Source organism: Rhodospirillaceae bacterium (assembly GCA_016722635.1).
Classification (GTDB): domain Bacteria; phylum Pseudomonadota; class Alphaproteobacteria; order JAEUKQ01; family JAEUKQ01; genus JAEUKQ01.
In genome coordinates, this window is record JADKIX010000010.1 from 463,096 (window position 1) to 475,736 (window position 12,641).

The 12,641-nt window shown below is 43.8% G+C and carries 11 protein-coding genes and 2 tRNA genes; 3 read left to right on the top strand and 10 right to left on the bottom strand.

Going from position 1 to position 12,641, the window contains the following annotated elements:
• The first annotated feature begins 67 nt into the window (after positions 1–67).
• On the top strand, positions 68–1,531 hold the full coding sequence (locus IPP67_06545) for a hypothetical protein (GenBank protein MBL0338816.1): 1,464 nt from the start codon (positions 68–70) through the stop codon (positions 1,529–1,531).
• A gap of 73 nt (positions 1,532–1,604) precedes the next feature.
• Here IPP67_06545 and IPP67_06550 read toward each other — a convergent pair.
• Positions 1,605–1,679 (bottom strand) — tRNA-Val (locus IPP67_06550).
• A gap of 317 nt (positions 1,680–1,996) precedes the next feature.
• Here IPP67_06550 and IPP67_06555 point away from each other — a divergent pair.
• Entirely contained in the window at positions 1,997–2,197 is a 201-nt protein-coding gene (locus IPP67_06555; protein MBL0338817.1) for a hypothetical protein, read from the top strand.
• Between the two features lie 117 nt (positions 2,198–2,314).
• On the top strand, positions 2,315–2,530 hold the full coding sequence (locus IPP67_06560) for a hypothetical protein (protein ID MBL0338818.1): 216 nt from the start codon (positions 2,315–2,317) through the stop codon (positions 2,528–2,530).
• Between the two features lie 125 nt (positions 2,531–2,655).
• Here IPP67_06560 and IPP67_06565 read toward each other — a convergent pair whose 3' ends face one another.
• The 9 genes from IPP67_06565 to IPP67_06605 all read right to left on the bottom strand — a co-directional run bounded on the left by IPP67_06565 (position 2,656) and on the right by IPP67_06605 (position 12,514).
• Positions 2,656–3,279, bottom strand: coding sequence for an ABC transporter substrate-binding protein (locus IPP67_06565; GenBank protein MBL0338819.1), 624 nt, complete (start codon positions 3,277–3,279; stop codon positions 2,656–2,658).
• A gap of 304 nt (positions 3,280–3,583) precedes the next feature.
• Positions 3,584–4,474 (bottom strand): dipeptide ABC transporter ATP-binding protein, encoded by an 891-nt coding sequence (locus tag IPP67_06570; protein ID MBL0338820.1) that lies wholly within the window; start codon positions 4,472–4,474, stop codon positions 3,584–3,586.
• Entirely contained in the window at positions 4,467–5,444 is a 978-nt protein-coding gene (locus IPP67_06575) for an ABC transporter ATP-binding protein (protein MBL0338821.1), read from the bottom strand. Before IPP67_06575 ends, IPP67_06570 begins: the two co-directional genes overlap by 8 nt.
• 4 nt (positions 5,445–5,448) lie before the next feature.
• The gene (locus tag IPP67_06580; GenBank protein MBL0338822.1) at positions 5,449–6,351 is read right to left on the bottom strand and encodes an ABC transporter permease subunit; all 903 of its coding nucleotides are present in this window, start codon (positions 6,349–6,351) and stop codon (positions 5,449–5,451) included.
• Positions 6,341–7,276 (bottom strand): ABC transporter permease subunit, encoded by a 936-nt coding sequence (locus IPP67_06585; GenBank protein MBL0338823.1) that lies wholly within the window; start codon positions 7,274–7,276, stop codon positions 6,341–6,343. The genes IPP67_06580 and IPP67_06585 overlap by 11 nt, the downstream gene beginning before the upstream one ends.
• A 299-nt stretch (positions 7,277–7,575) precedes the next feature.
• A complete protein-coding gene (locus tag IPP67_06590; protein MBL0338824.1) occupies positions 7,576–9,171 on the bottom strand; it encodes an ABC transporter substrate-binding protein in 1,596 nt (531 codons plus the stop codon).
• A 211-nt stretch (positions 9,172–9,382) separates the two neighbouring features.
• Positions 9,383–9,457, bottom strand: a tRNA-Thr gene (locus IPP67_06595).
• 148 nt (positions 9,458–9,605) lie between these two features.
• Positions 9,606–11,201 carry an ABC transporter substrate-binding protein gene (locus tag IPP67_06600; GenBank protein MBL0338825.1) on the bottom strand — a complete coding sequence of 532 codons (1,596 nt, stop codon included), beginning with the start codon at positions 11,199–11,201 and terminating at the stop codon, positions 9,606–9,608.
• 158 nt (positions 11,202–11,359) lie between these two features.
• Positions 11,360–12,514 (bottom strand): bifunctional 2-C-methyl-D-erythritol 4-phosphate cytidylyltransferase/2-C-methyl-D-erythritol 2,4-cyclodiphosphate synthase, encoded by a 1,155-nt coding sequence (locus IPP67_06605; protein MBL0338826.1) that lies wholly within the window; start codon positions 12,512–12,514, stop codon positions 11,360–11,362.
• Positions 12,515–12,641: the final 127 nt, after the last annotated feature.

Here is a 12,641-nt window from a genome sequence, read left to right on the forward strand (position 1 = left end):
AGTATTCAAAGTTTGTTTGGTGAACCAAACTGGATATCAATCTGCTTTTACTAACGGAGACAAATTCATGGGCAACATATTTTTCAAACGATTGCTTCTTCTTCCCTTATCAATTGTTAGTTTTTCAGGATTATTTTTTTCGTTATCGGCGGAAGCGGCTGAGTGGCAGAAAATGGAGCTGCCGCAACCGTCAGCAACTGTTTTGCAGGGGCGCGGCTTATTTCAATGTGAATTAAAAAGCTTCCCCTCTGCCCAACGGTTATTTTACGGCTGCCGTGTGGGAGCAACTGGTTCTTCAGCCAAAACCAGACCTTATGATTATTGGGTGGTTGAATTAGATAATCAGGGCAAAAAAAAGCAAGAATGGGTGATCAAGAACGTTAGTGAGGGAAACAAGTTGTTTTCGGCCTTAATCATTGCGGCCGACAACCAGGATTTCTATTTGGCGGTAACAGAACTGGATGATGAGGCGAATAAGAAGAACCGCGATGTACAGGTTTTAAGCAGCTGGTTAATCAAAACCCTGAAAATTTATCGTGTTTCAAAAAATAACAAACAAGAAGCCATTGATTATGGCTGGGTAACAGGGTCATTGAAAACCTTGCCAGCCGTTATGGTGCAACCATCAGGCTCTGCTGGCAAACGTCCGGCCTGTTTATGGATTGCCATTGGTCGCCCATCAGAGGCCAGTGATAACAATGACGGTGCTTTCTTTGAAATTGTTGAACAATGCTATGACCGCAAAGGTAAGGAGCGGTTACGCATCATAGCCCAATGGAAAGGGGATCCAAAATCCGGCTGGTATGAATTATCATTTTTGGGTAGCAACGGGGGTAGTATTCAAGTCGGCGGGGAAAAGTTTGAAATTGGCGCCAAAAAAGCAGTGTTTCAATCGGCATCCCAATTATGGCATTACAGTCTTATTGAGGGGAATCCTTCAATGTGGGAGCAACAAGCCCGTCGGCCTGCGGGATCGCAAACATACACTTACGCAAAACCTATTTTAGCCAATGATATTTATGGGTTAAACGGCTTTTTTTATAGGAATTCAACAAAGGTAGAAAATGCTGAAACGCACATTATCATTCCCAATGTCTCATCAAAAACTGTTGAACTTCTCATCCATCAGGAACCAAAGGGCGGTGCCCAACCCTCCGCAAAAGCTGAATGGCCTATTATCGGGAAAATTGATCTGACCAAATTACTGGCGCGCTACCAATTGGCGGGGGCTAAATATCTGTGGGATTCATCCCTTATTCAAGGCCCAGATAAAGGTTGGGTGCTGGTTGTTTCACAATTAGACGGTGCGACGTCTATGATTCAAGCTCCTGGTATGCTTTATACCTTTCTGTTGAAGGCGGATGGCAGCCTTATTCGAGAATTGCCAGCAGTGAAGTTAAATCGTCCGAGACCTTCGGATAGCCAGGTAGAAATCCTTCCGGGATTAAATGACCGTACTGCTTTCTTATTGCTCACGGGAACGGCTCCAAATGATCAATTGAGCTTGTGGCGCTTGCAATTGGATCAGTAAAAATATTTGGGAAGGGTGCGCCAAAAGTGCACCACTCGTAAAATACAGAATATCTTGATATCGGTTTCATAATTGGTGGGCGCGGCAAGGATTGAACTTGCGACCCCATCCGTGTGAAGGATGTGCTCTCCCACTGAGCTACGCGCCCGCTCCTGGTGAGCAGGTATTTATCATTGGCTCACCATAAAAACCTTGGGATGATTGGTCAATCATTATTTCCACTCAAAATCGAAATGATATTTTATTTTCCATTCCCTAAAATAGTGAAGATGATTTTTCGTAAAATCCACTGTTGCATATTTATCAATGACGTTTGATTTTAAGCATTGTGCAGCTGGCAATACTTGCAAAAATAACAGACTTCAGGCAGAATCAAGGGGCTTATGCGATAAATCATTCATGTGGGTTGTCTTCATTCGCATAAGATAAAACGTTTTTATTATCATTTTTTAAAAAAGGTGTGATATGACTTCATTAACAAAAATTACGGTTAGCAGCTTATTGATGGTTGGTTTATTGGGATTATCTGCTTGTGGTGAAAGCGATGCCGATAAGGCAAAAAATGCCGCGCGTGAAGGCTGTGAAAAAACATATAATCAAAACACAGCTATTGCAAAAGAACAGCGCGATCAATTGATTAAAGAATGCCAAGCAGCTATAAAATAGTTTCCTTCATTTGTTCTATGTCAAGATGCTTGCAGCTGCTGGTTGCAAGCATCTTTTCTGTGCAGGTAAGATGACGAATGCTTCCGCCAATAATTAAATGTTTTAAGGGAAAAAATAATGAAATCAACTTATAAAATATCATTAAAAATATTCTTAACCACCCTAAGTTTAGGGGTTTTAGCGGCGTGTGGGGATGGTAAGGAGTCGTTTATCCGCGACACATGCAAACAAGAGATGGATAAAAATCCGAAAGTTGCCAGTTTGCCGAAAGCCCAACAAGAGATGATCTTGAACATGTGTATTGAAGAAGCAACAAAGGCACTGAATAAGTAAAGTAATAATATAACCTATAGGTTGTTGTGCTTGATATAAAAACGGATCGTCCAAGAACCGGCGATCCGTTTTCTTTTTGATCAAAACCAATCAATTTTATGACGAATACTACCTAATAATCGTCATTATCTTTTATTTGCGTCGATGCTGATAATTTTTTTCTTTAATGCCGTGATTAATTTACCTAAATCCGCTGAACCTTTCAATGCGGTTGCAAAATCATCACGCATAGTGCTGGCTTGGCTTAATCCTTCAACCACAAAATCGGTAATAACGAAGGTTTCCCCCTCTGGGCGTAATTGCCAATCAATTTGTACTTTATCGGTCGCCGCCTTACCGATAATAACAGTTTGCACAATATAATTCGTTTTATTACTGATCGTGCGTGTAATCTCTAATTTTTGCCCGGAGTAAGTAGATAGAAGGGCTGCAAAATTTTTGGCATTATATTCCCGGAACACTAATAAATATTCCTGTTGTTGATCGGCCGAACCTTTCGTCCAATATCTGCCCACCACAAACTTAGCCAAGGCTGGTATATCGGCATAACGGTCAAGGAATTTTAACATCCGTTCTTCCCGAGTTTTTTTATCAAGGCCTGCAACGGTTAAGGTATGGATAGCCTCATCAGCAATGCCACGGATAAAATCCGTGGGCTTCGGTTGTTCCGCATGCAAAGTCCCTGCAAGACCGGTCATCAAGGCGACCAACATCCATTTTACAGAAAATCTTACATTTAAACCGCTCATAGGGCTTTTCCTTTAATGTATTTACATGAGTGAATGATAACATATTTCAACGGCTATGTTCAATGAATCCGCAAATTTTACTTTGGCTGTATCTCTTTTGCCACACTAGGGCTAAGACTATGGAATAGGCCTAATATAAGCCAAGGGTTAGGTCGTAAAATGAGAAGAAGGGGGTTTTTATCCGCCGGGATGGACTGGTATATTTTAAACGCCCGTCATTAATCAGCAATCCAGGGATATGCCATAAAAATTCCGACAGGATTTTCACAAGTGACGATATTTATTTAGATCATTGAAATAAAATTTACAGCCATTTTTCCACATGATGGCAAGCCACCAAACGGTCACCAACCGGACGTAGGGGGGGGATAGCCTGCGTGCACATTTCTGTTGCATGGGGGCAACGTTTATGAAAGGTACAGCCGGGCGGTGGATTAAGGGGCGATGGCATTTCGCCTTTTAAAACAATGCGTGCTTGGTGAAGCGGACGATCAACGGAGGGGGTGCTGGCTAGTAAAGCTTGCGTGTAAGGGTGTAGGGGTTTTTGGAAAATCACTTCCTTCGGGCCATGTTCAACGACTTTTCCCAAATATAACACCGCGACATCATTGGCAATATGTTTCACTACACTCAGATCATGGGAAATAAACAAATAAGATAACTGAAATTCATGTTGTAAGCTCGTCATCAAATTCAATACCTGGGCCCGGACGGAAACATCTAGGGCAGATACTGGTTCGTCGGCTACCACAATTTTCGGCTTCAACATTAAGGCGCGGGCAATAGCAATCCGTTGCCGCTGACCGCCCGAAAACATATGCGGATACCGTTGCGCATGTTCTGGCCGCAACCCGACCTTCTGCAACATTTGCTCGACTTTCTCACGCCGTTCCGGGGCCGAAAGGGAGGTATTTATTTTCAAGGGTTCGGCCAGCAATACGCCGATCTTTTGGCGAGGATTTAGGGAACCATAGGGGTTTTGGAAAACCATTTGAACAAATGGCCTGAATTTTTTTAATAAAGATTTGCTGGGATTGCTGAGATCTTGCCCATCTAAAAATAATTGGCCTGTGGTTGGGCGCTCAATCATGGTTATCATGCGGGCCAAGGTTGACTTCCCTGAGCCTGATTCACCCACAACCGCCAATGTTTGGGCTGCTTTTAAAGTAGGCGTGGTATTCAATCGTTCAATCATGGATAGAAGATCCTAAGGGATAATGGCAACGGACAGAACGCCCATTGGCGTTGGCTTCAAGGGCTGGTAAATCTTGCCGACATTTTGTTTGACAAAATTGGCACCTGGGATGGAACAAACAGCCTTTTAAACGATCGTAAATTCCGGGTACAGTGCCGGGAATTGATAATAAGGCTTCCCCTTCCTTGCTTCTTTCCGGCAGGGCTTGCAATAAGGCAGCGGTATAAGGATGTTGGGGGTTTTTAAAAAGTTGATTGGCGGATTGTTTTTCAACCACTTGCCCGGCATACATCACCATAATATTTTCGGCCATTTCAGCCACCACCCCCATATCATGGGTGATTAAAATCAGCGACATGCCCGTTTCTTTTTGTAAATTCCTTAATAAATCCAATATCTGCGCTTGGATGGTAACATCTAAGGCCGTGGTTGGTTCATCGGCAATCAGCAGGCGGGGGTTGCAGGCAATCGCCATTGCAATCATCACCCGTTGGTTCATGCCACCCGATAATTGATGAGGGTAAGAATCCATCCGCTTGGCCGCAGCAGAAATTCCAACTTTTTCAAGCAGTTCAAGGGTTTTGCCGTAACGTTGACGTTTGTTGCCGCCCTGATGTATGGCTAAGGTTTCCATGATTTGGTAACCAATGGTAAAACAGGGGTTTAAGCTGGTGGTTGGTTCTTGGAAAATCATCGCCACGTCTTTGCCGAGTAGCGAGCGTCGTTTGGCTGCCGAAATGCCTAATAAATTCATATTGTTAAACGATAATTGATCGGCGCGAACCTGGCCAGGCCATGGAACTAAACCCATGGCCGCCAACATCGTAATGCTTTTTCCGGAGCCTGATTCCCCAACAATTCCCAAGGTTTTCCCGGGCTCAATCGTCAAATCTAAGCCATCCACGGCTCGGAATGGCCCGCGTGAGGTTGGAAATTCAACAATTAAATTGCGTATTTCTAATAAACTCATTTTTTTACCGTTTTAATTTGGGATCAAGGGCATCACGCAGCCCATCACCCATCAAATTGAATGCCAGTACGGTGACAAGAATACATAAACCTGGCAAGGTAACAATCCAAGGATGTTGGATAATAAAACTTCTGGCCTCCGCTAGCATCGTTCCCCATTCAGGGGTTGGCGGTTGTGCGCCATAGCCAAGAAAACCCAAAGCCGCCGCATCCAAAATGGCACTTGAAAAGCTTAAGGTTGCTTGCACGATAAGGGGGGGCAAGCAATTGGGCAGTAAGGTTATGAACATCAAGCGTAAGGGGCCTGCACCTGCCACACGTGAGGCAATGACATATTCTTTATTAATTTCTGCAATAACCGCCGCTCGTGTTAAGCGGGCGTAATAGGGCAGCACGGTAATGGAGATGGCAATCATCGCATTGGTTAAACTTTTGTCCAAAATGGCTATGATCACCAGGGCCATCAAAAGGCTTGGCAGGGCTTGGATAATATCCATTAAACGCATAATGCAAAAATCAATCATTCCACCAAAATATCCAGCCATTAACCCCAGGGAAACACCAAAAATTAACGAGATAGTGACAACAATTAATCCGATGATCAGGGATAAGCGCGCCCCATAGATTAAACGGGAAAGAATGTCCCGCCCGACATTATCCGTACCTAGCAGATGCTCAATCATGCTGCCGTCAACCCAAGCGGGTGGCAATAAAAACCGTCCCTCAAACTGAAAAGTAGGATCATAGGGGGCAATTACATCGGCAAAAATTGCTATAAAAATCAATAGGGTAATAATAATTAATCCGATTAAAGCGCCTTTATTCCTAGAAAATTGTTTCCAAAATTCAGCAAACACACTCGGCACAGCCATGTTTTGTGGGGATACAGCTTCTGGTTCAACGGCCATGACGGATCCTTGGATTAATAAAACCATATAAAATATCAATAATAAAGTTAACTACCATGATGAAGGTTGCCACCATCAATACAGCGCCTTGCAAGACTGGATAATCGCGCCTATCTAGGGAATCAACCAACCATTTACCAATCCCAGGCCATGAAAAAATGGTTTCTGTCAATACCGCGCCCGCTAACAAAGCCCCTGTCTGCAATCCGATCACCGTGATGACGGGGATCAGGGCGTTGCGTAATCCATGAATAAAGATAATGCGGCCTGGTCTTAATCCTTTGGCCTTGGCGGTGCGTATATAATCCTCACCCATCACTTCGATCATCGACGACCTTGTCATGCGCGCCACAATGGCCAAGGGAATGGTACCTAAAGCCAAGGTTGGCAAAATTAAATGATGCAAAGTAGAATAGAAGGCTTGCCAATCATTTTGTAACAAGCAATCCAATAATAAAAAGCCGGTAATTGGTTCTATATAAAATTCAAGTGATATACGCCCGGATACCGGTGTCCAACCCAGGGCTATGGAAAAAAACAAAATCAACACCAGTCCCCACCAAAAGATTGGCAAGGATTGTCCGGTCAAGGCTGTTCCCATAGTGACATAGTCCATGGCTTTACCTCGGCGCAAGGCCGCTAAAATACCCATGGGTATACCAAAGACAATCCCAAACAACATGGCGGAAATAGCCAGTTCGATGGTGGCTGGGAAAAGTTGCCAGAATTCATTTAAAACCGGTTGGGTGGTGACAATGGAATTCCCCAGATCACCTTGGACAACTTGGGAAATGTAAATAACATATTGGTCAAGCAAGGGGCGATCGAGCCCAAGCCTGGCCCGCATTTCTTCCTGCCAGCGTGGGTCAACAGACCTTTCCCCTAGTAGGGCGGTAATAGGATCTCCCTTAATCAGGCGGACCATTGAAAATGTCAGCAGGGTCACACCGATAAAAGTGGGGATCAGCAATAAAAATCGGTTAAGAAAAAACGCAGCATGGGGCTGTCCAACCAAACAAGAAAAATTTATGAAATCTTCATTCGTCACTTACCAATAAACAAAGTTATTTCGGAAAAGTAAACTACTCTTTTGATATCAGTTAAAATAGTTCGATTATCAACACGAAATTGTGCATTTTTTTCCCAAATAGCTGGTTTAGGCAAAAAATAAAGTGGGCGATATCTATTCGATAAAGCCCACTTTATTACGTAAAAACAGCAATATTACTTCAACTCAACCCCATAGAAATCATTCGAACCAAACGGGCTGATTTCGTAACCAACGACGTTTGACCGGGTGATAACGGTTGCGACTGAATGGGCAATGGTAAACCAAGGCGCTTCTTCTTTGAAGATCACTTGAGCTTGTGCATACAAAGTAGCACGTTGCGGTTGATCACTGGTTTGGCGGGCTTTAACAATCAAATCATCAAAAGGCTTAAAGCACCAACGGGCTGTACTGGAACCAGCAGAGGCACATGATAATAAATTACCAAAGAAATTATCAGGATCCCCATAATCACCCGTCCAACCCAAGAGGGCCATATCATGATCGCCATCACGTAGATGCTGTAAATAGGCACCCCATTCGTAACTGACCAACTTGGCTTTAATACCAACTTTGGCCAAATCCGCTTGCATCATCTCAGCCATGGCTTTGGCATTGGGGTTGTAGGGGCGCTGTACCGGCATCCACCATAAAGTGGTTTCAAAACCATTCGGATAGCCAGCTTCTGCCAACAATTTTTTAGCGGCAGCTACGTCGTATTTGTAATCCTTAATGGATTTGTTGTAGGACCAAAGTGTGGGTGGAATCGGGTTAATAGCAGCTGTACCTGAACCCAAATAAATGGCTTTAACAATATTGGCTTTGTTCAAGGCCATATTAATAGCTTGACGGACACGCTTGTCGTCAAACGGTTTTTTCTGGGTGTTAAAACCAAGATAGCCAATGTTAAAACCTTCTTGCTGCAGGACGCGCAGGTTTTTATCAGCTTTCATCGCATCAATTTCCGCCGGATTTGGGTAACCCATCACGTGGCATTCCCCTTTACGGATTTTTTGGAAACGAATGGACGCATCTTTGGTAATGGCAAAAACCAGATTATCAATCTTGGCTGAACCACGCCAATACTGAGCATTTTTGGTGTAACGGATGACTGAATCCTTTTGGTAATTGACCAAAACGAAAGGACCTGTGCCGATTGGGTCATTATCCAACTTCTCTGGCGTGCCAGCCTTCAACAATTTATTCCCGTATTCCGCAGATAAGATTGAGAAGGAATGCAATGTCAAGATGCTGATGAAAGTTGCATCCGCTTTGTTTAAAACAATCCGAACGGTATAATCATCAACTTTACTGATTGATTTGATTAAATTTGGTGCATCAACTTCATTAAAGTAGGTGTAAGTTCCACCAGATACTTTGTTGTAAGGGTGGTTTGCATCAAACATGCGGTTAAAGCTGAACACAACGTCGTCAGCATTGAAAGGACGTGTAGGTGTGAAGGCTTTATTGCTGTGCCATTGTACGCCACGACGCAAATAGAACGTGTAGGTCAAGCCATCATCCGAAATTTTCCAAGATTCTGCCAAACCTGGCACGGCCTCGGTTGAGCTGCCACGCACTTCAACCAAACGGTTGTAAATCGCAATGGACGAAGCATCAAAAGTTGTCCCGGCGGTGGCTAGTTGCGGATTAAACGTTTCCGGGCTGCCTTCCGAGCAGTATATAAGTGTTTTATTCTGGGCTTGCGCTAACGGGATTGCGGACAATGTCAGTCCAGCAACCGCTAAGGCTTGCCACAAATATTTCTTCATCGGTTTTTCTCCCTTAAAATTAGTATGATAACAGCTAGCTCATATAAGACAATTTAACCCTATGACGATAAATAAATGTCGTCAATACAAATACGAAAGCTAAAAAAGAGAAAGCATTTTTGGCGAAGGATTGTTTTTCGGATGAGAGTGGCTTTGCTGGATAAGACAAACCAATTTTACCCGTATATAAATTACTGCCATGTCAACGGAATGGTGCCGGGTGCGGGATTCGAACTCGCGACCTACGGATTACAAATCAGTTGCTCTACCACTGAGCTAACCCGGCAACAATATGCGTTTGTTTAGTAAACAAATTTTGGGGTATTGGTCAATATAAATATGGGGCTGATCTTCAATTGAATCCAGCATTGGATAATAATAAAGTGGGCGCCACCTATAATAATAGCGCCCAGTTTGGCAGTCAACCCCAACTATTATTGCAATTCAACCCCATAAAAATCATGCGCGCCAAACGGGCTAATCTGGTAACCAACCACGTTTGACCGGGTAATTTCAGTGGCGATTGAATGGGCAATGGTAAACCAAGGCGCTTCTTCCTTAAAAATAACCTGGGCTTGCATGTATAATTTCGTACGCTCACCGAGATTGCTGGTTTGGCGGGCTTTAACAATCAAATCATCAAAAGGCTTAAAGCACCAACGGGCCGTGCTGGAACCAGCAGAGGCACATGATAATAAATTACCAAAAAAATTGTCTGGATCGCCGTAAACCCCTGTCCAACCTAATAGGGCCATATCATGATCGCCATCACGTAGATACTGTAAATAGGCACCCCATTCGTAACTGACCAACTTGGCTTTAATGCCAACTTTGGCCAAATCCGCTTGCATCATCTCAGCCATGGCTTTGGCATTGGGATTATAGGGGCGCTGTACCGGCATCCACCATAAAGTGGTTTCAAAGCCATTGGGGTAACCGGCATCAGCCAGCAATTTTTTGGCGTTGGCTATATTGTATTCATAGTCTTTAACCGATTTATTATAAGACCATAAAGAGGGAGGGATGGGGTTAATGGCCGCTGTACCTGAACCCAAATAAATGGCCTTAACAATATTGACTTTGTTCAAGGCCATATTAATGGCCTGACGGACACGCTTGTCGTCAAACGGCTTTTTCTGGGTGTTAAAACCAAGATAGCCAATGTTAAACCCTTCTTGCTGCAGGACGCGCAGGTTTTTATCAGCCTTCATCGCATCAATTTCCGCTGGGTTCGGGTAAGACATGATATGGCATTCACCCTTGCGGATTTTTTGGAAACGAATGGACGCATCTTTGGTAATGGCAAAAACCAAATGATCAACTTTTGCCGGGCCCCGCCAATAATTATCATTTCTATCATAGCGGATGACTGAATCCTTTTGGTAATTGACCAAAACGAAAGGACCTGTGCCGATGGGTTCATTATCTAATTTCTCCGGCGTGCCAGCCTTTAACAACTGATCCGCATATTCCGCCGATAAGATGGAAAAAGAATTTAACGTTAAAATATTAATAAAGGTGGCATTGGCTTTTTTTAAAACAATCCGCACCGTATAATCATCAATTTTATCAACCGATTGAATTAAATTGGGGCCATCAATTTGGTTGAAATACGTATAAATACCGCCCGATATATGATGGTAAGGATGTTTTGCGTCCATCATCCGTTGGAAGCTGAATACCACATCATCGGCACTAAAAGGGCGGGTGGGGGTAAAGTTTTTATTGCTTTGCCATTGCACCCCATGCCGCAAGTAAAGGGTATAAGTTAAGCCATCATCCGAAATTTTCCAAGATTCCGCCAAGCCCGGTATGGCTTCCGTGGAGCTACCGCGTATTTCTAATAAGCGGTTATAAATGGCAACTGCTGAGGCATCAAAAGCGGTTCCTGAGGTGGCCAGTTGCGGATTAAACGTTTCCGGGCTGCCTTCTGAACAGTAAATAAGTGTTTTATTCTGGGCTTGCGCTAAGGGGATTGCGGACAGTGTCAGCCCAATAACAGCAATGGTTTGCCATAAATATTTTTTCATCGATGTCTCTCCCTTGAATTTGGTGCGATCCAACCGGCTGATAGAGGTAATTTCAACAGGTAATATAGGTTGATAAAAGATAAACGTCTATCAATATAAATATGCAGATAAGACAAAAAATATAATTTCTTGGCCCCTGTTTTTAAGGTTTTATGCGCCTAACTGCTAGGCATGGCAATGCTAACCACTGCTTGAGCTGCGATACCCTCTTCCCGGCCCGTAAAGCCTAAGCTTTCTGTGGTGGTCGCTTTAATATTCACGCGGTCATCGCTAATCCCCAGCAATCCTGAAATTTTTTTGACCATGGCCTCGCGGTGCGGCCCGATTTTTGGATTTTCACAAATAAACGTAATATCCGCATTCACAATCCTGCCTGCTTTTTTGGCCACCAAAGTCATAATATGTTGAATAAATATGCTGGAATCAGCCCCCCGCCAGCGCATATCTTTTGGTGAAAAATGCTGGCCGATATCGCCTGCGCCGATCGCGCCCAACATAGCATCTGCTAAAGCATGTAACCCAACATCTGCATCGGAATGCCCCTCTAAGGAATGATGGTTGGCAATTTTAATTCCTCCTAAGGTCACGAAGTTGCCTTCCTTATAGGCATGCACATCAAAACCTGACCCCGTCCTGTATTCATAAGAAGAGGGAAGTATTTTTTCAGCCCGCCTTAAATCTTGTTCAACGGTTATTTTCATATTGTCCTCATCGCCTATAATAATTAATGGCGGGATGCCTTGCGCCTCAAATAAACTGGCATCGTCGGTAAAAGTCTTATCTTCATATTGTTCATGGGCGGCCAATATGAGGGGGTAATGGAAAGCCTGGGGGGTCTGCGCGCGCCATAACCCTTGGCGATCAACGGTATGTTGGATGCGGTGATCCTTATCCGCGTATTTTAACGTATCAACCACTGCCGTGGCGGGTATGACTGCTGGTGCGGTTTGAAGAGCTATCAATAAGCGATCAATCAAGGCGGCATTAATAAATGGGCGGGCGGCATCATGAATCAGAACGTAATCAGGCTTTAAGTGTTGGATAGCTTCCAGGCCTTTTTTTACCGATTGTTGCCTGCTGGAACCACCTGCAATGAAGGGCAGTAACTTTAAACCCTGAACGGCTTCTTGATACCAATTCAAATGGTCAGGCTGCCCGACGACTGCAACCGCATTAATCTTGGGATGGCTGGTTAATATGTCCAAACTATACCTAATAATAGGTTTGCCGCCCAATTGGCAATATTGTTTAGGAAGCGAATGGCCAAATCGTTCGCCCCGACCGGCCGCTACTATCAAAGCAATTGTTTTCATGTCTTGATCAATCAGTTAAATAATTTTATCACCACAGGGGCATTTATCCCTTTATATCAAGCCACAGGTAAAGGGTTTGGTGACTTAAGTCAAGTAAAGGACAAGAGGCATGCAGGGTAAAATAATC